Annotated in this window: 16 protein-coding genes; 8 read left to right on the forward strand and 8 right to left on the reverse strand. The window is 46.8% G+C overall.

Translation table 11 applies throughout. From position 1 onward, the window contains the following. Window positions 1–6 precede the first annotated feature (6 nt). Window positions 7–1,839, reverse strand: a complete 1,833-nt coding sequence (locus R7O12_RS04405; protein ID WP_318125652.1) for an IucA/IucC family protein — start codon at window positions 1,837–1,839, stop codon at window positions 7–9. Next, a complete protein-coding gene (locus R7O12_RS04410) occupies window positions 1,836–3,047 on the reverse strand; it encodes a hypothetical protein (RefSeq protein WP_318103809.1) in 1,212 nt (403 codons plus the stop codon). The genes R7O12_RS04405 and R7O12_RS04410 overlap by 4 nt, the downstream gene beginning before the upstream one ends. Before the next feature lie 250 nt (window positions 3,048–3,297). Between R7O12_RS04410 and R7O12_RS04415 the strand changes: the two genes are divergently transcribed. The 6 genes from R7O12_RS04415 (at window position 3,298) to fecE (ending at window position 11,387) form a co-directional block, all read left to right on the forward strand. After that, window positions 3,298–5,334, forward strand: coding sequence for a TonB-dependent receptor (locus R7O12_RS04415; protein ID WP_025768678.1), 2,037 nt, complete (start codon window positions 3,298–3,300; stop codon window positions 5,332–5,334). Between the two features lie 120 nt (window positions 5,335–5,454). After that, window positions 5,455–7,593, forward strand: a complete 2,139-nt coding sequence (gene pvuA, locus R7O12_RS04420) for a TonB-dependent siderophore vibrioferrin receptor PvuA (RefSeq protein ID WP_318103806.1) — start codon at window positions 5,455–5,457, stop codon at window positions 7,591–7,593. 101 nt (window positions 7,594–7,694) lie between these two features. Further along, the gene (locus R7O12_RS04425) at window positions 7,695–8,618 is read left to right on the forward strand and encodes a Fe(3+) dicitrate ABC transporter substrate-binding protein FecB (RefSeq protein ID WP_169628466.1); all 924 of its coding nucleotides are present in this window, start codon (window positions 7,695–7,697) and stop codon (window positions 8,616–8,618) included. Between the two features lie 74 nt (window positions 8,619–8,692). Continuing rightward, the gene (locus R7O12_RS04430) at window positions 8,693–9,652 is read left to right on the forward strand and encodes a FecCD family ABC transporter permease (RefSeq protein WP_318103839.1); all 960 of its coding nucleotides are present in this window, start codon (window positions 8,693–8,695) and stop codon (window positions 9,650–9,652) included. Continuing rightward, window positions 9,649–10,620, forward strand: a complete 972-nt coding sequence (locus R7O12_RS04435) for a FecCD family ABC transporter permease (protein ID WP_005383459.1) — start codon at window positions 9,649–9,651, stop codon at window positions 10,618–10,620. Before R7O12_RS04430 ends, R7O12_RS04435 begins: the two co-directional genes overlap by 4 nt. 2 nt (window positions 10,621–10,622) lie before the next feature. Beyond that, window positions 10,623–11,387: a Fe(3+) dicitrate ABC transporter ATP-binding protein FecE gene (gene fecE, locus R7O12_RS04440; RefSeq protein ID WP_005383457.1), complete on the forward strand. Its 765-nt coding sequence runs from the start codon at window positions 10,623–10,625 to the stop codon at window positions 11,385–11,387. A 117-nt stretch (window positions 11,388–11,504) separates the two neighbouring features. On the opposite strand, the gene R7O12_RS04445 is transcribed toward fecE, so the two are convergent. Beyond that, window positions 11,505–13,391, reverse strand: a complete 1,887-nt coding sequence (locus tag R7O12_RS04445) for a methyl-accepting chemotaxis protein (RefSeq protein WP_005383451.1) — start codon at window positions 13,389–13,391, stop codon at window positions 11,505–11,507. A gap of 364 nt (window positions 13,392–13,755) precedes the next feature. Here R7O12_RS04445 and R7O12_RS04450 point away from each other — a divergent pair, with 364 nt between their 5' ends. Then, a complete protein-coding gene (locus R7O12_RS04450) occupies window positions 13,756–16,506 on the forward strand; it encodes a M16 family metallopeptidase (protein WP_318125653.1) in 2,751 nt (916 codons plus the stop codon). An 88-nt stretch (window positions 16,507–16,594) separates the two neighbouring features. Here the strand turns inward: R7O12_RS04450 and R7O12_RS04455 are convergent, their stop codons facing one another. Then, on the reverse strand, window positions 16,595–17,047 hold the full coding sequence (locus R7O12_RS04455; RefSeq protein WP_080659230.1) for a polymer-forming cytoskeletal protein: 453 nt from the start codon (window positions 17,045–17,047) through the stop codon (window positions 16,595–16,597). After that, window positions 16,951–17,904, reverse strand: coding sequence for a M23 family metallopeptidase (locus R7O12_RS04460; RefSeq protein WP_005374721.1), 954 nt, complete (start codon window positions 17,902–17,904; stop codon window positions 16,951–16,953). The genes R7O12_RS04455 and R7O12_RS04460 overlap by 97 nt, the downstream gene beginning before the upstream one ends. 427 nt (window positions 17,905–18,331) lie before the next feature. On the opposite strand from R7O12_RS04460, the gene R7O12_RS04465 reads away from it, so the two are divergent. After that, on the forward strand, window positions 18,332–20,086 hold the full coding sequence (locus tag R7O12_RS04465) for a hypothetical protein (protein ID WP_258479639.1): 1,755 nt from the start codon (window positions 18,332–18,334) through the stop codon (window positions 20,084–20,086). 80 nt (window positions 20,087–20,166) lie between these two features. On the opposite strand, the gene R7O12_RS04470 is transcribed toward R7O12_RS04465, so the two are convergent. The 3 genes from R7O12_RS04470 to R7O12_RS04480 form a co-directional block, all read right to left on the reverse strand. Continuing rightward, complete coding sequence (locus R7O12_RS04470) at window positions 20,167–20,811, reverse strand: START domain-containing protein (RefSeq protein ID WP_170889931.1); 645 nt, start codon at window positions 20,809–20,811, stop codon at window positions 20,167–20,169. A 77-nt stretch (window positions 20,812–20,888) separates the two neighbouring features. Continuing rightward, the gene (locus tag R7O12_RS04475) at window positions 20,889–22,073 is read right to left on the reverse strand and encodes a multidrug effflux MFS transporter (protein ID WP_158173280.1); all 1,185 of its coding nucleotides are present in this window, start codon (window positions 22,071–22,073) and stop codon (window positions 20,889–20,891) included. Then, entirely contained in the window at window positions 22,070–22,714 is a 645-nt protein-coding gene (locus tag R7O12_RS04480) for a recombinase family protein (protein ID WP_054576561.1), read from the reverse strand. The genes R7O12_RS04475 and R7O12_RS04480 overlap by 4 nt, the downstream gene beginning before the upstream one ends. Window positions 22,715–22,799: the final 85 nt, after the last annotated feature.

Raw genomic sequence — 22,799 nt, forward strand, 5'->3', positions numbered from 1 at the left:
AATCGTTTAACGTACGCTTTTTTTGATGGCTTCTAAGTAGGCGCGTTGCGCTTCTTCGTTAGAAAGCAGCAAGAAGTTCGGAGCCGACAAACCATAGAACTTATTGATGTCACTCGCGCCGGAGGCTTCTTTCGAGAGCAAACTGCCAGAGCTCAACAAGTACTTGGCGTACAAATCAGGCGCCTCTTGCAGTAACTCGCGTGCCAGTTTTGTCTCTAACCCTTCGCCTTCCAATCGGTTGAGTTGCTCTGCAATGCTTTTGGCCACGATGGCGTAAAGCGATGCTGAAGAGGCAATGCCCTTCGCTGCCATAGATTCTACAATCGCTGCGATATCCAGTTGCAGTGTGATGGTGGTAAACATCTGACCGAGCGCCAATTCATTGTCGACTTTGATGCGTTGGTCGAGCAGTTCATCGCAATCCACTGGAATTGTTTTTGCGCCGTGTTTTTCGGCAGCATGGTCTGTTGCAAAGCGGAAGCGCTCTGGCCAAACTCGCGCCGCGTCGTTGTCTTTCATCGCGAGCGTCATTCTGCCCTGTTGATCAAATGCAACGATGGCGTTTTGCTGGTTGGACTCCAATGCGATGCCATAACGAAGCCACAAGGTGAGGTGCACTTGGCATAATAGATCGACGTAATCTTGGAACCACGCCAGCGTATCTTGTTGATAGTAATGTTCTGCCAAATGTTCTAAGAACAAGCGGTCGTCAGGCATTGGGCTTGCTAGTGCTGCAACCGGAACTAACGCTTTGTCTTCGCAATGAGTAAGTGGGTACTCACGTACGATGTACGCGAAGGTTTTATCCTCGCCGATGTGTCCACCGTGTTTTTCGTTGCAATGGAACAAGCGACTGTTTAAGTCGGCGTCCGTTTGTTCAAGGTGGCTGAGTAGGCGTTCAAACCAGTGGCCGTCATACAGTGTTGAAGGCTTGATTAAGCGAATATTTTTCGTGCCTAGCGATCGCATGATCAGCGGAACCTTGATGTGAATGTGCGGTGCCTCGTTGACGACCACAGTACGAACGGAAAGCGTCGGCGTCACGTCTAGATACGTTAAAGGCGCTTCTATCATACCTTCGGGTAAGGCTTCTAAAGATCGCAGGGTGAGCGGATGCGCAGGGAACAGTACGTGGCTCAGTGCAAAATCAGCAGGAAGCCCAACTTGCTCCATGGTTGGCCAGCAATCAGGTTGTTCGCTGGTTAATGTCACCAGTGATTTTTCAATCGCAATCCAATGCAGAGCAAAGCTTGGTGCAAACTCGGGCGCGTACTTAGCAAGGTCTTTATCGCTCAGACCAAACTTCGCCCGCGCAGTTGGATAGTACGGGTGGTCAAGGTAAGAAGCGATCTGGTCGGCTAGCAGCAGTTTTTGATGCCAAGAACCAAGCTCGGATATTGGTTGAGAAATGTGGTCTGCGTGATGATGAAACGCTTGGTCACACAGCGCTTTGTGTTTCTCTGCACATTCCAGTTCTTGAAGGTATCCCGCCAGCAACTCGTGAGAGCTCTCATGCGCCAGTGTCGTTAGTAGCGCAATCCACTCTTTGTAATGCTGTTGATGCTCGATTTGGCCATTTTTCTCCACCCACCAACCTGGTGGTGTTTCGTCATTGGCGTGACCGTAGCGCCAGTGCTGCATGTAATACGTTGGCGCAACAGGTAAATACAACGTGAAATCAGAGTTGGCAAATATCAGCCAGACTTGCTCGTCTTGAGGAACAATTACCCCTTTTGGCGCGTCTCTACTGAACTTGGCCTTCGACAAAATGCCAAACATGTCTTCGCGCAAGCAAGTGTCGATCAATCGTTGCGTTAGATACAAAGCGTTGTCATTCATGCTGCCACCTCACGAGTCGGAGCGAGATCGAAATTGCTAAGCGCGTTCTGCAGCGCTTGGTCGAGGTTTCGCCCTGATGGTGAGACAATCGAAATTCGGGCGAGATAATCCTTATTGGAATAACTCTGTTGGAAGTGTTCTCCAGCGGTTTTTAGTACCTGTTGCTGGGTGATGATATCGTCATCGTGTTGGATGAACGACGTCGAACCTCCGTCAATCACACCACTGTGTTCCGCAACTATGTAGTGCACGTGCGCTGACCCATGAATTTGGTAATCGCCGTCCAATCTTCGACCCAGATGCAGACCCAAAATCGTGCTAAACCAACCGAAGGGAGCGAGATTGTTGAGCAAGAATTCGCGGCCATCTCCAATACTGCGGTAGTTAATTTCCACCAGAACCGGGCCATTTTCCGTAATAATAAATTCGCTGTGGCAAACTCCAAAACCAACGCCGAACGCTTTCAGTTGAGCCAAGCAAGCTTCTCGGTGAGCAATGCCGTTTGGTCCGTTCCAGTCTGCGGCGGTTTCGATAAAGTAAGGCGGCTCAGAGAGCGACACATCAAAACCGCCCACGGCGATAAGTTGGTTACCGTCTCCTAAAGTTTCGAGCGTAACCAACGGTCCTTGAAGAAACTGCTCCACCAGAATGGCGGCGTTTGGGTGCTTTTGCCAAAACGCCTCGCAGTAAGCATCGAGCTCGCTTTGGGAGTCACAGCGCTGTACATCTAAACTTGCCACGCCTTCTTTGGGTTTTGCTACGACAGGGAAGGCCATGCCTAATGCCACATTCGAATGGCGATGCAGCAAACAGCTTTGTGTGTTGGGTAAGGATTTTTCATTTAACACTTGTCGAGTTAAGTGTTTGTTTTTGGCCTTTAACGTGACAGACCAATCTTTGGATGGGAGGCCAAAAAATTGCGCGCAGATGGCGGTGGAAGTTTGTAAGTGATCACTATTGCTGAAAATAGCGTCTGGCTTTAATTCATGCTCCGTGATGGTTTCGATGAGTTCTAATGGGTTGAAGACATCACATTCTAGAATGGTATCCGGATTAAAGTGACTATCATGACTCGCCAACTCTAAATGGCTGAGCTTATGGTCGGTGATAAGAACGACGTGAAGGTCCATCGCTTTAGCTGCAGGCACAAAGCCGTGAGTGACTGCATCGTTAACGACATGACTTACGATAATCATCGTAGATTTCATGAGCTTTCCTAATTTTCTAACATTTTCTTCTAACGTTGATAAAGTCGCTCACGGTCGTCTTCCAATGTGCCTCTCTCGAGACGGAGGGCAGAAGTTTTAGTATTTATTGTTATGATATTTGGTTTTTTTTGTTGTTAGTTGTGTTTTTAGGGTAAATAAATATAGAGCATAAAATTAATATTGCAAATAGAAATAATATTTGTTCTTATTTCCATCCGTTGGCTTTATAACAACTAAACGGAATTATGGAATGAATAAATTATTGACCCTGACCCCCTTGGCGGTCGCGATTGGTTCTTCATTAGTAGCACCAAGCGCAGTGGCTTCAGAAGAGACGAACTCAACCTCATCAGCAACTGAAACGATTCAAGTCTTCGGTCATCAGTACGAAGGTTATGCTGAACACATGCCTCAATCAGGCACCAAAACCGATGTGGAATGGCTTGATGTGCCACAAGCGGTATCCGTAGTAACGAAAACAGAAATGCAAGACCGAGGCGCGGTGCGTTTAGTGGATGCGCTAGATGGGGTAGCCGGGGTCAATAACACCTTGGGCGAAGGCAGCCGCGATCAGTTCATGATCCGTGGTTTTGATTCACTCAACGATATGTACCGTGATGGCTTGCGAGATGACGGTACGTTGCAGTCTTACCGCAGCTTAGCGAACGTTGAACGCGTTGAAATTGTGAAAGGCCCTGCGGGTGCTTTGTATGGCCGCGGTTCGGCTGGGGGCATCATCAACTTGGTGACGAAACGCGCTAACGGTGAGAATTTTACTCACGTAAACGGTAGTGTAGGCAGCAACAACCAGTATGTTGGTCAGGTCGACAGCTCAATGGCGTTTACAGATAAGGTCAACGGGCGTATTAACTTGGAATACCGTCAAGCCGACTCGTACGTTGATCATGTTGATTCAAACGATTTCTTCATTGCACCGACCATTCGTGTGTTACCAGCGGAAGGTCACACCATTGATATTGACGTGGAATACGCCCATCAAGAACTAGTGCCGTATCGTGGTGTGCCATCAAAAAATGGCAAGCCAGTTGATTTGCCAGTAAGCACTTACTTTGGCGGCACAAACGACTATCAGGAGTCAGACAGTCTCCGTATTGCGGTGGATTACGAATGGCGTCTGAATGATCAATGGGTATGGAACAACCGAGCGGCGTTCAACCATATCGAACTTGAGCAAAAAGGCACGCGTCAGGGCAAAGTGACGGGTAATGAAGTGTCTCAAACCGTCAACAACTTTGGTTACGATCCACGTACTACGACCACTTTACAATCTGAGTTGGTTTGGGAAACCAGGGACAATCAATTGATGGTGGGTGCAGATTTCAACCAGATCGATATCGACCTAACGTTGGCAAGTGACAAAACGCTTCCTCCGCAAAATATCTACGACCCAGTCGTTGGTCCAACGCCTGATCCGGGCTTTAAGCCATTTCGTGACAATACCACCACCACGACAGGTTTGTATGTGCAAGACGTCTATACGTGGGGTGACCTTTCTTTGATCGGTAACGTGCGTTACGACTCGATGGAACTCGAACAACAAAAAGCGGGCTCAGATAAGGAAAAATTGGATGATGACAAAGTCAGCTACCGTGCTGGTTTGGTATACCGCATCAATTCCGACACATCCGTATACGCCAGTTTAGCGCGCTCTTGGCAGTTACCGTACGCTGGTATCTACATCAATCCAAAATTGGCGGAATTCTTCCACACCGACTTAAAAGAGGTGGGTGCGAAAGCGTACCTTTTGGATAACGCATTAATGTTGAATGCGGCACTGTTCCAGATTGATCAAGAGCAACCACAAACTAACGTGGACGGCGATGTGATCGATAAAATTGAAGTGCGTCACCAAGGTATTGAATTAGAGGCTCGCGGTCAAATCACCAAACAGTGGGACATCTCTGTGGGTTACAGCTACTTAGATGCGGAAGACAAAGCCACAGGCAAAAAGCCTAACGATGTATCAGACCACTTGTTCTCTCTTTGGAGCACTTACCAATTGGATGACAACTGGCGTTTAGGCGGTGGTGTGAAGTACGTGGGCGACCGTTACGCAGGTAACGACGAAGCCGTCGCACTTGGCGATTACACAACGGTGGATTTGATGGCGGCGTACACCACTGGTCGTCACAAAATCCAAGCGAACGCTTACAACATTTTGGATGAGAAATACATTCTTGGCGCAACAAACGGCACGTCTGGCTTAAACCAGATTGGCTACGGCGCACCAGCCGAGTTCATGCTCAGCTACGGATATCAGTTCTAGGCTTTTTGTGCGTAGTTAGCGCCTGTTAGCCGATTTTTTCCTCATATTGAGGATGTTTAGCCCCGAGAGCCTACGGGATGTATTCTGCCCGAGGCTCAATTTCTCGCAAAGGAGATCTTAATGTCTTACCAGAATTTGGATGGTAAAGTGCGTGTACGTGCTGGTTTGTCTACCACTTACAGTGTGCTTGCGATTGCAATCGCTTCTGCCACATCCATGAGCGCGGTTGCCGCTCCTGCTAAAACAGAACAAACTACCGCGATGGAAACCGTCGTTGTCACTGGTAGCGTGATTGGTAAATCTGAAATTGAAGACGTCAAAGAGTACCCAGGTGCTCGTACCGTCATTACCCGCGATCAAATCGAGAAAACCGCCGCAGGCTCGATTGATAACGCGCTACAGCGCGTGCCGGGTATTAAAGTTCAGGATGAAAGCGGAACGGGCGTATTGCCCAACATTTCCGTACGTGGTTTGAAAGCAAGCCGTAGTGGTCATGCTCAGTTCTTGATGGATGGTGTACCGCTAACACTTGCGCCATATGGTCACACTGGTCAGTCTATCTTCCCAGCAACACTGTCGATGCTTGATCGTATTGACATTGTACGCGGTGGTGCTGCAGTACAGTACGGCCCAAACAACGTCGGTGGTGTGATCAACTTAGTGACCAAACCGATTCCACACACGTGGCAAACTGAAATCAGTAACCGCCTTACCGTGTTTGATGGCGGTGATGCGCCGCTGAATGATTTTTACCTACGCACGGGCGGCTGGTTAAGCGACACATTTGCACTACAGTTGGAAGGTAACTTCCTAAAAGGTGAAAGCTTCCGTGAACATTCCGATACGGACGTGAAGAACTTTCAAGCTAAAGCACAGTGGCTATTGAGTGACACTCAAGAGATTCAAGCATTCCTGCAACGTTACGATGCTGAAACGCAAATGCCGGGCGCACTTTCGCCACAAGACTACGAACAAGATCGTCACCAATCGAAACGTCCTTACGATGATTATGAAGGTAAGTCGACACGCTGGAGTGTTAAGTACATCCACGATTTGCCATTTGCCGACAGTGCCGAGCTAGAAGTGCTAACGTTTGGCCATAAGTCAGAGCGTCTTTTCAAGTGGGGCTTTAACAGCGCGGGTGGCCATTGGGCGGATCCGGCTCTGCCAGCGACGGACGTTCGTACCTCTCCACGTGAATTTACCGTGTATGGTATAGAGCCAAAAATGGCGATGTACTTTGGCGAAGGTAAATCCGTTACTCAAAACTGGATCGTGGGTACCCGTTATGTTAATGAAGACATTGACTACAAACTCACTCAGACTCCAATCGCCGGTGGTGCAACCAGCGTTCCGCGTGATTGGCATTTAGATACGGACGCGTTTGCTGGATACGTTAGCAACGAAATTGGTTTGTTCAATGATACATTGAAGGTAACGCCTGGGTTGCGTGTTGAGTCGGTTCGAATGACATTTACCGATCGTGGTAAAAAACAAACGGCAGACAACACCGTGACGGAATGGTTGCCAGGTTTGACGGTGGCATACAACTTAACTGAACAGTGGGTGACGTATGCGAACGCGCAAAAATCACTTCGTGCGCCACAAATTGCCTACATCCGAGGTTTGGGTGAAGAAGGTAGCGAACTGGCTTGGAACTACGAAGTCGGCGCGCGTTACACCCAAGATGCGACCAGCTTTAACGCTGCACTTTATCGCATCGACTTTGAAGATCAATTGCAATGGCAAAGCTCAACGCAGACCTTCGATAACATCGGAAAAACACTTCACCAAGGCATAGAGCTTTCTGCTCGTTACGTGCCTGAAGCACTACCTGCACTGAGTTTAGGCGCAAGCTACAACTATCTAGACGCTACGCTTGAAGAAGAAGGCACGAATAAAGGTAATCAACTGCCTTACACCTCTAAGCATCAGCTTGGTTGGGATGCAACCTACGCATTTTACGGCATGGACACCACGCTATCGGGCTTCTACTTTAGTGATTCGTATACCGATAACGCCAACACCAGTGCCGAAGATGCAACTGGCGCAACGGGTAAAGTACCATCTTACATGGTGTGGAATTTCAACTTGGGGACGGATTTATACAAAGACGACAAAGGCAAGTTACGCATGAATGTTGCGGTGAACAACTTGTTTGACGAGGAGTATTACTTCCGCGGGATTGATACAAGCCCAGTTGGTCGGTACCCAGCTCCGGGACGCTCTTACACACTGGATCTGAACTATCAGTTTTAAGCGTTTCGTTCACCGAGTTTGAAAAGAAAAGTCGCCAATTTACCTTGGCGACTTTGCCGATCTTAGGTAATGGAAAACTCTTAGCACTGGAAAAAAGCAAGATGAAAAATAAAAAACAATTTACGATCAAACACTTTTCAACCGTTTTGCTGATGCTACTGAGCTCAGCTTTGATGTCATTTAGCGCATTTTCTCAGGCGCGCAGCGTGCAAGATGAGCAAGGCACGTTTGAGCTAGAAGCGATACCTCAACGTATTGTGGTTTTAGAGTTTTCGTTTGTCGATGCATTAGCGGCAGTCGATGTCTCACCGGTAGGCGTCGCCGATGACAACGATGCCACACGAGTTATCCCTGCTGTTCGCGCTAAGATTGAACCTTGGCGATCGGTCGGCATGCGTTCACAACCGAGTTTAGAGGCGATTGCGGTGCTCAAGCCTGATTTGATCATTGCTGATGCAGAACGCCATCGCGCTATTTATCAGGATTTGCAGCGAATTGCGCCAACTTTGCTGTTAAAAAGCCGTGGTGAGACATATCAAGAAAATCTCGAATCCGCACACAAAATCGGCGTGGCAATTGGCAAACAAGCGAAAATGACACAACGAATTGAGCAGCACAAACAGACAATGGCGGAGTTCAAACAGCATTTTGCAACACAAGAAACCATTCAGTTTGGTGTGGTTTCTGACAAAGGGATGTGGCTGCATAGCCCGGTTTCTTACGCTGGGGGCGTTTTGAGTACGCTGGGCATCCAAAGCCCGCTGGCTCCATCTGAGCAAAAAGCGTATATCCCAACCAGTTTCGAACTTTTACTAAAAACCAACCCTGATTGGTTGTTAGTTGGACTTTACTCTCAACCAAATATTGTGGATGAGTGGCGCAAAAACCCATTATTTAAGCTGCTAACAGCTGCGAAAAAACAGCAACTTGTTGAGGTCTCTCCTGAACTGTGGTCGTTAAATCGCGGCATGTTGGCTGCGGAAGAAATTGCCCGCAATCTTGAAGCGTTATTGGAGCGCTCATGAGTGCGGCGATAAGCTCGGAAAGCGCGTCTTCGGTTAGCAAATCGCATTGGAAAGCGAGCTTGTTTGTCTGTGCTATGGCGTTGTGTACGCTCTCAGGCTATGCAGCCTCAATGATTGGCTGGTCCAACTTTTCTTTGAGCGTTAATGATCTGACAAGCTATTGGTTTGCGTTTGATGAGGGTAATATGCTGCATCAAATCCTCGAGACGCTGCGTGCGCCTCGTACCTATGCTGGGTTACTAATTGGCGCTTCGCTTGCGGTATCTGGAGTGCTGATGCAAGGATTAACTCGTAACCCTTTGGCGTCGCCATCCATTCTCGGCATTAATGCTGGTGCGGCTTGTTTTATGGCCTTGGCGTCTATCGGCGTACCATTCTTTAGTCAATTGAACCCAATCATCAACGCAGTACTCGGCGCGCTACTAAGTGGTGGTGCGGTCATGTTGTTGGGCGGTTTTTTCTCCGCGCGTTCTCACCCATTGCGTTTAGTGCTAGCGGGCATTGCCATCAGTGCACTGCTGATAGGGTTAACTCGTGCGTCGGTAATTTTGGCGGATGACATGGCTTACAGCGTGTTGCATTGGTTAACGGGTTCACTCTCCGCGGTAGATTCTGAGCAGTGGCAGCAACTGTGGCCTTTTGCGACTTTAGGTTTGGTGCTCGCCATGGGCTTAGCGCGAAACTTAAATTTACTCGCGTTGGGGGACGAAGTTGCTGTTGGGCTAGGTGGTAACATTCGCCTTACGCGATTTATCAGTGGTTTATCGGTTGTGCTGTTGGCAGGAACTAGCGTAGCGATTGCTGGACCAATTGGCTTTGTCGGGTTGTTAGTGCCGCACTTGGTACGCCCGATTGTTGGTCACAACTATCACATTCTCATTCCGGTTTCCGCCTTGTGTGGCGCGGCATTAGTGACGTGGTCAGATGCTTTATCACGAGCGATTGCTTTTCCGGCTGAAACGCCAGTGGGCGTGATTACCGCGCTGTTGGGCACACCTTGCTTTATCGCGATTGCAATGAGGAAATCATCATGATGAATCAAACCAAACTGTTTGCATTAGTTGGATTGTTGCTGATTGCGTCTTCTCTCACGCTGTTTGTTGGCGCGGCGAACATGTCGGCTCAACAGGTTTTTGCATTGCTGTTTTCTTTCTCTGACTCGGACTTTGTGATTCACCAATATCGATTACCGAGAATGTTGCTCGCCATTGGCGTGGGCGCTGGGTTGGGGCTGTCAGGCGTTTTAGTTCAAGGCGTCATCCGTAATCCACTTGCCTCACCAGATTTAATGGGGATAAGCGCCGGAGCAGGACTGGCCGCTACCGCTTGTTTGGTGCTGTATCCGAATGCGCCAGTGGCAATGTTGCCGATGGTCGCCATGGCGGGAGGCTTGCTTGCTGCTGGCTTTATTGCTGTGCTGGCTTACTGGTCGAAACCAACACCAGCACGTTTGGCGCTGATTGGTGTTGCTGTCAGCGCATTTTTAGCCAGCGGTATCGATTTTCTTCTGATTGTGCACCCTATCGAAATCAACACGGCGATGGTATGGCTAACCGGCAGTTTGTGGGGACGAAATTGGCAACAAGTGCCGTTTATTTGGAGTGCTCTATTGCTGCTACTACCATTGGCGTTTTGGCTGGCTTGGCGGCTAGATGTTATGGGACTGGGAGAAGAAAGCGCCACTACACTTGGCACGAAACCAAGACAGATCCAAATTCTTGCGTTGATTGCTGCCGTGCTATTGGCGAGTATCAGTGTGTCTGTGGCAGGCACGATCAGCTTTGTTGGCCTGCTTGCGCCGCATCTTGCGCGTTTGCTGTTTGGCCACAACCACAAGTTGTTGATTCCAGCCGCTGCAACCCTTGGCGCTTTGTTGGTGATTTGCGCCGATGGTTTAGCGAGAGGCTTACAGCCACCAATTGAGCTACCAGCGGGAGTGCTGACATCTGTTATTGGCGCACCATATTTCATTTTTCTTTTGTATCGTTATAGAGGTTGGTAAGCATGTTACGAACGCAGAACTTATCCGTCGCGTACGGCAAACAGACCATCATTCCAGATCTCTCTTTGTCGATTCCTCAAGGTAAAATTACCGCGCTTGTTGGCCCAAATGGTTGCGGTAAATCGACACTATTAAAAACCTTGGTACGCATCAATAAACCCGCTTCTGGCCAAGTATTGTATGACGACAAACCTCTAAGCAACTACGGTGATAAACGCTTGGCGCGTTCGTTGTCTTTGCTGCCGCAGATTCTTGTCAGTCCTGAAGGTATTACAGTCAGAAAACTGGTCGAATATGGCCGCTCGCCTTATCTCTCTCATTGGGGCCGGTTAAGTCAACAAGACAAGACCTTAGTCGAGCAAGCAATGCAAGATACTGGCGTGATTGAGTTTGCTGACAAGCCAGTTGAATCGTTGTCTGGTGGCCAAAGACAAAGGGCGTGGATTGCGATGGTAATGGCGCAAGATACCGACGTAGTGATGCTTGATGAGCCAACCACTTACTTGGATCTCTCTCACCAAGTTGAGCTGATGAAACTCATGAGGCAGATGAACGACAAAGGCAAAACAGTGGTGGTAGTGCTGCACGATCTAAACCAAGCGTGCCGTTACTGCGATCATTTGGTGGTGTTGGAAAAAGGTCAGTTAGTCACGCAGGGAACACCGCAAGAGGTACTGACAGAAGGTATGTTGGCATCGGTGTTTGATTTACAAGCGAGAGTATTTAACGACCCAATCTCAGGCACGCCGATGTGTGTGGCGGTGTAGGTTTACGTCTTTCGAAAGCTATCTGCAATAAAAACGTCGATCCATAAAAACAAACCCCGCTAGTAACAAAGTCGCTAGCGGGGTTTGTTGTTTTTAAGAGCGTCCTTAATGTGGCGTTTAAGCCAGTTTAAACGTTGCCACTTTCGAGTTGAGATCCTCAGCTTGCGATTTCAGCTCAGCAGATTGATTCATCGATTCTTCGGCACCAACTACCAAGTGATCGGTCACATCTTTAATGGACGTGACGTTTTGCGTGATTTCATTGGTTACGTGCGTTTGCTCTTCGGCGGCTGTCGCAATTTGCGTTGCCATATCGCTGATCAGCGCAACGGCCGCGTTGATTTCATCCAGAGCCAGTGCTGCGCGATCAGCATCTTCCACCGAACCTTGCGCGAGCTGAGAGCTTGTATCCATGATAGTCACAGCGCGTTGTGTGGTTTGCTGCAAGGTCTCGATCGTCGAGCGAATTTCTTCGGTTGAGGTGTGTGTGCGTTGTGATAGCACGCGAACCTCGTCTGCAACAACGGCAAAACCGCGACCTTGTTCACCTGCACGCGCCGCTTCAATCGCCGCATTCAGAGCCAGTAAGTTGGTTTGCTCTGCGATGTCTCGAATCGTTGATAGCACGGTTGAGATGTCTTGCGCGTGCTGGTTGAGCTCACCGATGACAACGCTCGCTTGGTTGACTTCAGAAGACAAATTATTGATGGACGATTTGGAGTTGATCACCAACTCATGACCATTTTGTGTGCTTGCTGAAGAGTCTTGAGCGGCTTTAGCCGTCTGCTCTGCATGTGCGGCAATCTCTTGCGTTGCCGATGCCATTTCGGTCACAGCGGTCGCCACCATAGTGATTTCTTGTTGCTGATGGTTCAGATCAGAAACCGACTGATTCGCGCGAGTCGTGCTCAGTTCTGATTGCTGGCTTAGTTCTTCCGCTTGGTGACGAATATGACCAATAAGCTGCTGTAAACTTTCAACAAACTGGTTGAAGTTTTCAGCCAGTTCACCAACTTCGTCACGGTTTTCTACTTTGATGCGTTGAGTCAGATCGCCGCTACCGTTGGCGATTTGCGCAAGCGCATTCGAAACATTGTAGAGCGGACGGAACAAGATGTTACATAGCAGGTTAAACAAAGCCACACAGATAACGACGACGATAGTGGTTGCGATGATTTGATCCCAAACTGCATCGTAAAGTGGGGCAACCAACGAGTTTTGATCTAACACTGTGACCGTTGTGAGTTTGGTACCCTCTATGTGGCGCGCGTAAATCACATATTCGATGCCGTTAATAGAGACGCGACGTTCTGTACCTGAACGTGCGGCTGACGTAATGTCGTTGTTGTTGAGGCCTAGCTTGCTAACCGGTTGATTCAGCAGTTTACCGTTGTTATGAGTGAAAATATTGCCCTGTTCATTGGCAATAAACATATAACCTTCACCCGGTAGGATCACTTGGTTGAGGCTGTTCAGGATATCACCGATCTCTACGTCAGCACCCAGAACGACGGTTTGACCATGCAATTGCAGGGCTTTACCGAGCGACACCACATTCGCACCAGTTGCAGCAGCAACGGTCGGATTATCCATAAAGACTTTCGATGGATTGGCAATGGCGTTGGTGTACCAGCCCCACTTGCGAGGATCATTATTACCTGGTGGCAAAACCACCCCATTAGCGTTGTCTTGTGACCCGTCCGGGTAAGCGAGGAAAACGTTATCGAACGCGCCAGAGTCTCGGACTTGTTTCAAATGTGTAACCAGAGAACGTTTCTCTGAATCAGAAGAGAGTGAAGTCAGTGCGCGCTCTTTAGAGAGTAGCCAGTCCTTTACGTATTGATTGTAAGATGCGCTAGTGCTTTCTAGTCGCTGTGCGACTTCGACATCGAGCCTATTTAATGAATCTCGAAAAGACAGCCCCTCTACCAGCACTCCCCCTAGAATGATGGCGGCACTGGCAGAGATTGCCAGTTTGTTTTTTAATGATAGATTTTTGAACATAAAGCGAATAATAGATCTTTGAATAATAGTTGTTGTGTTTTTATTCTCATCAGTGCTCTCTGCGCTGTTGAATATGCAGCAGAAAGTCAGATTCGAATCTGTTCAATAATTATATTTTATTGCTCAAAATAAATACTGACTCCATGTCGCGAATTTGAGTTTTACATCAAATAAGCAAAAGCATTTGGGACGATATTATTTATGTATTTGTAAAGTAAGGATTTGTCGATTTTTGTAAATGAGAATTCATTTCAATAAATGGTGATCTTTATCACATTTGCGTATTTGATAATCCATTAAAAATGTGAAGGTTATAGCACCGGATATATATTGATTAGCTTAATCATTGTTATGGGCAATCGTTATGCGCAGTATATTGTTAGTCCCCGCGTTATTAGTGTCAGGGTGTGCTCTGATACAACAGTCGACGCCGATTCAACCTGACGCCAACTGGCACGTGGACCAGTTATCGAACGGTATGAAATACCATCTTTATCCAACAGAAGACCAAGAAGTCTCGGTCCGTTTGGTGATGAATATCGGCTCATTCCAAGAAACATCCTCTCAAAAGGGTTACGCTCACTTTGTTGAGCATATGGCGTTTAATGGTAGTGAGCATTTTACCGGTAACGACGTTGTCAAACTTTTCGAGCAATCTGGTGGTAGCTTTGGCGCTGATATCAACGCTTTTACCAGTTATCAGCAAACGTCTTACCAACTTGACCTTGCGAATAATACGAAGCTAGAAGATGCCCTGAAGTGGATGAGAGATATCGGTAACGGGCTTGAGTTTGCTCCTGAGCAAGTAGAGAAAGAAAAAGGGGTGATTCTCGGTGAATGGCGACGTGCTAATCCGGATGATAAGTCCTTTTCTATGCATGCTTACCAAGCCTCGATTGAAGGCACTATATATGGTGAGCATGACCCAATTGGTACTCGCGAAGCGATTCAAAATGCTTCCTCAAGTAAGTTAAAGGCGTTTTACGACAAATGGTACCAGCCACAAAATGCCGAGTTGATTGTGACTGGTAATATCGACGTAGATTCACTGTCCAAGATTATCAAAAGCAAGTTCTCGAACTGGGAAAGTACCTCGGATACGGTAATAGAGAAGCGCCGTGATATTCGAGTGAACAACGAAAACAGAATCTTGCCAAGTAACACGATGGAATCACCCAGTCTTCATTTAGTGATTGAGCGTGGTCTAAGTGGCGGCACGACGATTGAGCAACAACATGAAGTGTGGCGTGATGAAGTCGCAACACAACTCATTCAACAGCGTTTGATCCGTGTACTCAGTGATGCCGCTGAACCTTTTCAATACGCTTATGCAGAGCCCTATTACTCTAACTATCAGCGTATGATGTCGGCAGGGATTTCGTTTGCACCAGATCGCCGCGAACAAATGCACCAGACTTTCATTCGTACCTTGGCGTCGTTGAGAGATTATGGTGCGACTCAATCCGAGTTAGATAGCGTTATGTCAAATTGGCAAGGTGAACTTGCAAATATTGATTCAGATTGGAGTCAGCGTAAGCCAAACAGTTACGCAGAAGCACGTGTTTTTCAAATTGGACAAGACAGTGTCAGCCAATCAAAAGAGAATTATGCCCAGAGTTTGGCAGAATTCATCAACAACGAGAATTTAGAGAGCATTAACACACAATTGGCGGCTTTGTTATCTCAGCAGCCAAGCTTTTTTATTGGTTTGGGGAAAAGCGAAACGTCAGAACAGTTCAATGGTGTATTTGCCGCTCTAAACAGTGCCTATCTTCAAACTGGCGAAAAACCGTTAGAGATGTATGACAAAGTGGATGGATTCTTAAAGCCTACCCAGGAAGGCAGCATCACGAGCATGCGTCAGGAAGCGGGTGGTTTTCAAGTCTATACGCTATCAAACGGTGTCGAAGTGTGGTTCCAAAAAGATACTAAAGCGGGTGGTCGAGCGTATATTTACTATGCGAGCCAAGGTGGTAAAGCCGCTGTTGATCCGACGTTGTATGCCGCTTATGAAATCGCAGCAACAACGGCAATACGCAGTGGGTTAGGGGCATTTTCTGGTTCAGAGCTAGATAGCTACTTACGCAAAAACAACATTGCGCTTGGCGCGATGCTTGATGCGACCAGTCACGGAGCGCAAATTACGGCGCAAAATACGCACCTAACTGATGCTTTGAATGGACTATACAACCTAGCGACGGAGATTAAAGTCGACGAGCGCCAGATGGCAGCAGCGAAGCAAGAGTTTAAACAGCAGAGCGGCGCTTTTTTTGAATCACCGATGGGAAAACTGATTCAAAAAGCAAACGGCAATTCTTATTTGCCGGGTAGTCGTCATCGTATAGTGTCCAGTGATGATGTTGAACAAGTGACTTCCGAGCAGATACTAGCGGTGCATGAGCAACTTTTCAAAACCAATGATGGTTTTAAGATGGTTATTGTTGCAAACGTAGAGCCGGAAGAAATTACACCACTTTTGCGTAAATATGTGGCCTCTATCGAAATGAAACCGAGTCGTTCGATTGATTATCACGTTGCGTTTAACCCGGAAGTGCCGGAGCGAACTGTGGTTGCGGATGGGCATGAACCTTCATCGTTGTATGTAATGCGTTTGACTAATACGAGCGATTACCAACGTACGGCAAGAGACACGGTTATCGAAGATATTTTGCAACGTATTAGTAATGCACGTGTTTTGGATATTGTGCGAGAAGAGTCTAGCCTTGATTACAGCCCGAGCATTTACACCATGACACAAGATCGCGAACCCATCTCTGATTGGCTCTTGGAGTCTCAAGTTGAGCCCGAAGACGTGGCACTTTTAGAGAGTAAACTAGGCAAAGTGTTTGATGGTTTAGCGTCAAATATTACCCAAAAAGAAGTGGATACGGCCGCGAAACAACTGGCAGTCGCGATGCAAGGATTGGATGACAACCCAGCACAGAGATCATGGGCATATACTCGTTATTTGGTGCATGATTACGGCGTCGATGTGTTGCTTGACGTTGAGAAAGTGGCTAAGAGTGTGACGTTAGATGAAGTGAAAGCGCATGCAAAATCAGCTTTTGGTCCACAAGCAAAACGCTCGGTGATGGTTTTAAATCCGGCCGAATAATCACGTAGTTTCTGACGAAAATCGTGGCAATAGTAATAAAAAAGACGGCGTGAAAGCCGTCTTTTTTAAGCACTTTAATCAGAGCGTTTTATGCTGATTTACGCGCAAGTCGCTTTTCATTGTTGGTGTTGTTTTCTTTTGTGTTCGCACTGTCTTGAGCCTTACCCTTTAACGTTACCACTTCCTTTTCAGGTAATTCGGCTGCTTCACCAAAGAATTTGCCACCAGGTTCAATGCTGAGGTTATTGCTCCAGATCCTACCGCTTACGCGTCCCTTGGCAAGCACTTGAATGTGTTCTGCGTGACAGTTTCCGTCCATCATGCCGTTAATGATCAGCTGTTTAGCGTAGATTTCACCGTTTACTCGCCCGCTTTCTGCGACAACGAGAGTGCCTTCCACGTTAATTTGACCATCGACGATGCCATCAATCTGGACATCGTTTTCTACTTTGAGTTCTCCGCTAAGAGAACAGCCTTTGGCGATGAGAGTTGAAGCTGCTGAGCTACTCGTTGTTCCACTGTTTTGATTAAAGATTCCCATCGTATTCTTCGCTCCTTAGTAAAAATGTCTTCGAAATCATTAAGGCTCCAATCGACAAATGGTTTCGGATTCAGTGCTCGCCCAACAAATCGCACCTCGTAATGCAGGTGAGGGCCAGAAGAGAGCCCACTGTTGCCGGAAATTGCAATCAGCTGCCCTTTTTTGACGAACTGACCACTTTTTACTTTGAACGCTTTCAAGTGCGAATAAGAACTCGAAAAACCGAAAGAATGTTGCAGCCTGAGGAAGTTACCAGAGCCTTTATTACTGCGGCGGGTGACTTCCACTACCCCATCGGCAGGGGCATAAATTTTGGTGCCGATATTTACGGCAAAATCGAGCCCACGATGCATCTTGGCAACTTTTGTCACCGGATGGATACGCTTACCGAATCCGGAAGATAGTCGTACGTTGCCGACTGGAGAGCCACTTGGTATTTGGTTTAATAACACCATGCGAACGTTTGAGGTTATCGCTGCTGCATCGAGCCTAGCATCCAAGTTATTTGTCGAGGTATGTTCTCCAACCCCAAGCACTTTCTCTAATTCACCCAAACGTTCCGAAACAAGTTGTACCCGTTCTTCACGTTCTGAAAGGTCATTTTCTAGCTCTGATTTAAGTGTTTTCAGTGTGCTGAGCTCTTCACCCATGGTGCGTGAATGCTCTGTCAATTCAGCTTGTTTTAACGCTGCATTATCAACGCGAGTGTACAAGTGATGAATTAAGATTACGGTCGCGGCCAGAGCAACCACAAAAAAAACGAAAAACGTTTTTATGTTGCGTTGCATCCTTTTACTGAAGTACCAATGTCTTGAGCCATTGATAGTTGATATAGAGATCGTCAACTGGTCTTTCATCGTCTTCTATTGCTCGTATTTGGTATACGTCTCGTCACTGAGTTAGTAGGAATGTAAGGAAAACGAGTAGGGACCGCCAGAGGCAAATTGGAAAGAAGTGTCAGGTCGTGAGGCGTTTTCAGATATTAGATAAAAGACTCAATAAAGATTTAATATTCTGCTGATTTTGGTCGTAATTACTCCAAATCGCTTCATTTAACTGAATATTATGATTTTTAAGGCGGTTATCCGAGAAATTGGATTGTGAATATTGCCAATAGCATCCGCACGCAATTCAACTTACTTCACGGTTTGCCTTATAAATGTTGGATAATTTATCAAACCGACATTCATTACATCGATAACTTGTTTATGATAGCGGTTGATATAAAGCACTATTCATTGGCTTTAAACCTAAGCGTTACATTTCGTTTAGGAACACATAACTATGACAACGGAGTTGGTCGTGAAAAAACTACTATTGGCTACAGCAGTGGTCGCAGCAGCAGGGGGCGCTGGCTACCTGTACCAAAACAATACTACCGCGAGTGATGCAGGCTCACTGTTAACGCAAGTTCCTGCAGATTCACTTATGGTGACGTATCAGACAGAACCTTTTAACCATTATAAATACATGAACGCATTCGGTACGGCGAATCAAGGCTCGATTGCAGAACTTTTTGCCGATGAACCACTGTCTCCACAACAGCAGTTTGCAGTTAACTTATTCGATGGATACCTAGAGAGTGCTGCGTCGCCAGAAACATTAAAAGCTTATTTGGGCACCGGGGAAAACATTAATCCTGTGTTGTACACAATTGGTATGGTACCCGTGTACAAAGTGGATATTGAAGACCCTGCCGCGTTATGGAAAACACTGGATCATGAAGAGCAGATGAGCGGCGCTAAGCATGAGTTGGTTAAGCTTGGTGACGTCGAGTATCGTCGTTACGAGATGACTGATTCAATTGACCCGCAGGACGGTATTGGCTTGGTTGTAGCCGTGGTTGATAACGTGCTTACGTTAACGGTTGATGTTCCGCAACTGGGCGTTCAAAACCCGATTAAAATGGCATTAGGGCTTGAAGCACCAAGTCAAAATATTGCTGACAGTGGACGTCTTGAGGCGTTGCAAGCCAAATACGGTGAAAACAACAACTCTTTTGGTTACTTTGATCATCGCGAAGTGATTAAAGGTTTGACGACGAAAGATGGCAATATGTTTGCTCGTCAAATCAGCACGTTGGATGCAATAGATCCTGAACCAACGATTGAGGAAATGCGTTCACCAGCCTGCCATACTGAGCTTACTCAAGTTGCAGAAAACTGGCCTCAGTCCGTCGCGTTTGCAGAATACAAGATGAAAGGCGATCAGGCGTTCATTAAAGGTTCTTTTGTTGTTGAGTCCAACAATAAAGTGATTCTAGATGCGCTCAAGTCGATTCGTGGTGTATTGGCAGAGTCTAAAAGTGATAAGAGTTTCTTTAGTATGGCGCTTGGCTTAGACATTAATACGCTAGCGCCATCGATTGGTCAGATTTGGGCTGACTTGACCCAGCCTCAATACCAATGCTCTTTATTGACACAAATGCAGCAAGAGATGGGCGGCCAGAATCCAGCAGCCGCTGTAAGCATGGGGTCAGGCATGGTTAACGGCCTTAAAGGGTTAAGCCTGCAAATGTTTGATATCAAAGTAGATACTAATGCTCAGCATGGTGAAGTATTTAGCCAGCTAGATGGTATGTTGTCTCTTTCTGCCAATGATCCAATGATGCTTATTCAAACTGCGCAAATGTTCGTTCCTGAACTTGCTCAATTGCAAATTCAACCGGATAACCAACCTGTTAATGTCAGTGAGCTATTAGAAATGCATACTGGCATGAAGGTGGACGTGTTTGCTCGTCTAAACGAAAACCATTTCACCCTTTACAGTGGTGATAGTGCTGCGGAAGCAAGCAAAGAAGTGATGGCGCAATCACTTTCTCCAAATGGCTTGTTCAGCTTTGATTTTGATTCAGAGCGTATTTTGGAAGTGCTAGAGAGTGCGTCGTCAATCACAGGGGAGCCGGTTCCGGATGATGTTGTCAAAAGCTTACAAGGCGAGCTTGTTGGTGGTATGACGATGGACGTGACAGACCAAGGTATTGGTTTTGAGTTTGATTACCGCGGTGCAACTAAACCTGTAACGGTTGCACAGCAGTAACACATTGCGTAGAAAAAGGCGGCATATGCCGCCTTTTGTTATTATGTACCGCATTAAAAAGCGAGTGGGAAGAGCGACGCTTACTCATCTATTTGAGGATGAGAGTATTGCTGATATTCAGGTAACTCTTTTCTTAAGTTACTAAATGTCGCCCATGCACTTTCTTTTGAAAGTTTGTTGATCAGCCAGTTTGGCAATAGACCTCCGGGGTCAGCAAACGCCTTGTATTCCACGAGTGTTGTATCGTTTGTGAGTTTTTGTAACTCCCAAGTCGCATCAACCGAGCGAATTCGAACATAACCATTTTGTTCAGCAATATATGAGTCAGGTGCGCTTTTGATTTCTATCGTGAATCCCAGCTCATCGACCCAGTACTTTGAGTAGGTGACCATATCCCGATTTTTGGCAGGCCATGGTGCTTTAAACTGGGTGTAAACGATGTTCTCGGTGGCCGATATTTGATTTAAAACCCGGCTATGACTGGCATTGTCAATCCAGTTCGGGATATTGTCACTGTCTTCCAGTAGCGTTAAAAATGCACCATAGCTGGTGGGTGTGAACATCCGGGCACGGATCTCAACTAAACCGTCACTATGTTCTCGGGAGTAAATTGTGATTCCATTCTTGTCACTCTCGAACTGCCAGTTCTCGTTGGCGCTCGCATCAGTGCCAGCGGATATCAATGTGGCGAGTGTTAAGGCGCCCATTCTTAAATGCAACATCATGTTAGTATCCACCAACTTTTCCTAAATTTAAGTTTATACGATTTGTCGTAACTATAAGGACAATAGTATGTTTTTTGTTATCGTTCTGAAGGTTGCTCTGCACTGAAGCCACGTTGAATGTTGGTGAAGGTAAGCGATGCAAATATTACGATAACGATCGCTAGATGCCATGCTTGACTCAATCCAAGCTGCACCAGAGTTAAGCTGACCAATGAGGAGACGACCATTTGTCCACCACCAGACATTGCCGCTGCGGCACCTGCTTGCTTTTTATAAGGTTGCATTACCATCGCTTGTGCACAAGGTAGGGCAATACCATTACCCAAGATCATTAATAGCTGTCCTAGCATCAGAAATAGAGGCTCAACAGGACAGAAAAATAACCATATTGCGGCAGCGAGGTGAAGAAATGGGGTGCAGAGCAGCATTTTTTTATTGCCAATAATTGGCCTTACTCGGTTACAAATCGTGGTACCACATAACATACCCAAAGCGGGAATGAGCGCCCACATCGCGTATTGAGCGGAGGTCATGCCAATTTGATCTTGCATGATAAATGGCATCACAGAGACTGTCGTAATCATTAAGCTGAAGTTTAACCAACTGATACTGGCGAAACTCATAAAGTAACGAGACGTAAGTAAGCTCTTGTATTGGAGTAACATTTTTCGGGGTGACGGAATGACAGAACGTTTTGTGATGGTTTCTGTGAACTTAAAGGCGATGATTACCCAGGCCAGCGAGACATAGCCCAATAGAGAAATAAACACCATACTCCAACCGAAGTGGAAGTTGATAAAGCCGCCAATCACAGGTGCAATAAGTGGCGTGATTGAAGCCGCCATGGCGATGTAAGACATTGCCACTGGGAGTTCATCCCCGCTAAATCTATCTCGAGTCGACGCCCTCGCGAGTACCGCGCAGCATCCTGTACCTAACCCTTGTAAAAAGCGCCCCATTACCATCCCTGTAAATGTGTCACTGAAGAAAATAATCATCAGCAGACCAGACATCGCGATGAGTAAACCGGTAAGTAATACTCTTTTTCGTCCTAAAGCATCTGACACTGGCCCGTAGATAAATTGAGAGGGGCCAAAGCCGAGCAAATAAATACTCACAAGTAGTTGAGCTTGGTCGAGGGAGATGGAAAAGTCTTTTGCTATCCATGGCAAAGAGGGCATGACTAGCCCCATGCTCAACTGGCCAACGCTAATAATAAGACAGGCGAGTAGTATAGTATGAAAGTTGATTGGGCGACTCATGACTGGTCTCCATTCAAACAACCTTTTTGGCGTCGTGATCTTAAGCCGCCTTCGTCATCCACTTCATTTAGCTTTGCTTTGACCCGCTTCACAGTCGATAGACTGACTTCGCATTGCTCTGCCACGTTTTGCAATGTGTAGCCTTCTAGCAGTAACGTTGCGATCTGTTGGTGTTTGGTTTTGTTTGCGGGGCGGCCGCGAAACTTCTGTTTCCATAATTCTGGCTGCTCTTTAATGGCCTGTCGCCCTTGCTCTGCGGCAAACAGGCGATGTTCAGTCTGCACTTTCCCATATCCAGATAACACTGTGAGTAGTGTTTGAGTTTGAACAGAACCTGGCTCAAAAGTTAGTGATTCACATACGGTTTTCAATGTTACCCCTTTATCGAGTAGCATTTTTATTGTGTTCAATGCTTGACTAAAGTCGCGACCAAATGCGGTCAGCCACCAGAGCACAATCGTATCCCCAGTTCTGACGGAATCGAGCAGTTGTAAGAATGCCTCTCTCTCGGTTGGAGGCATGCAACCACGAACCTTATCCTCAAAATGCTGAGCTTCGGGAGCAAAAGCTTTTAGAGTATTAAGGTGCTCTTGGTAAGCTCGATTTTTTGGCGAATAACGAGTGTAAAGATACGTGGTCATAAGGATTATGAGCCTTTTTTTGTTTGGTTCATATAGTGTAATAGCTCATAAATATACATGGGTTCATTAATGCTTACAACACTAA

It is taken from the genome of Vibrio sp. Vb1574 (genome assembly GCF_033338675.1).

Bases quoted from the DNA above. Each gene is read 5' to 3' on its own strand.
- R7O12_RS04405 (WP_318125652.1), bottom strand. From the start codon at position 1,839: ATGAATGACAACGCTTTGTATCTAACGCAACGATTGATCGACACTTGC.
- R7O12_RS04410 (WP_318103809.1), bottom strand. From the start codon at position 3,047: ATGAAATCTACGATGATTATCGTAAGTCATGTCGTTAACGATGCAGTC.
- R7O12_RS04415 (WP_025768678.1), top strand. From the start codon at position 3,298: ATGAATAAATTATTGACCCTGACCCCCTTGGCGGTCGCGATTGGTTCT.
- pvuA (WP_318103806.1), top strand. From the start codon at position 5,455: ATGTCTTACCAGAATTTGGATGGTAAAGTGCGTGTACGTGCTGGTTTG.
- R7O12_RS04425 (WP_169628466.1), top strand. From the start codon at position 7,695: ATGAAAAATAAAAAACAATTTACGATCAAACACTTTTCAACCGTTTTG.
- R7O12_RS04430 (WP_318103839.1), top strand. From the start codon at position 8,693: ATGGCGTTGTGTACGCTCTCAGGCTATGCAGCCTCAATGATTGGCTGG.
- R7O12_RS04435 (WP_005383459.1), top strand. From the start codon at position 9,649: ATGATGAATCAAACCAAACTGTTTGCATTAGTTGGATTGTTGCTGATT.
- fecE (WP_005383457.1), top strand. From the start codon at position 10,623: ATGTTACGAACGCAGAACTTATCCGTCGCGTACGGCAAACAGACCATC.
- R7O12_RS04445 (WP_005383451.1), bottom strand. From the start codon at position 13,391: ATGTTCAAAAATCTATCATTAAAAAACAAACTGGCAATCTCTGCCAGT.
- R7O12_RS04450 (WP_318125653.1), top strand. From the start codon at position 13,756: ATGCGCAGTATATTGTTAGTCCCCGCGTTATTAGTGTCAGGGTGTGCT.
- R7O12_RS04455 (WP_080659230.1), bottom strand. From the start codon at position 17,047: ATGGGAATCTTTAATCAAAACAGTGGAACAACGAGTAGCTCAGCAGCT.
- R7O12_RS04460 (WP_005374721.1), bottom strand. From the start codon at position 17,904: ATGAAAGACCAGTTGACGATCTCTATATCAACTATCAATGGCTCAAGA.
- R7O12_RS04465 (WP_258479639.1), top strand. From the start codon at position 18,332: ATGACAACGGAGTTGGTCGTGAAAAAACTACTATTGGCTACAGCAGTG.
- R7O12_RS04470 (WP_170889931.1), bottom strand. From the start codon at position 20,811: ATGATGTTGCATTTAAGAATGGGCGCCTTAACACTCGCCACATTGATA.
- R7O12_RS04475 (WP_158173280.1), bottom strand. From the start codon at position 22,073: ATGAGTCGCCCAATCAACTTTCATACTATACTACTCGCCTGTCTTATT.
- R7O12_RS04480 (WP_054576561.1), bottom strand. From the start codon at position 22,714: ATGACCACGTATCTTTACACTCGTTATTCGCCAAAAAATCGAGCTTAC.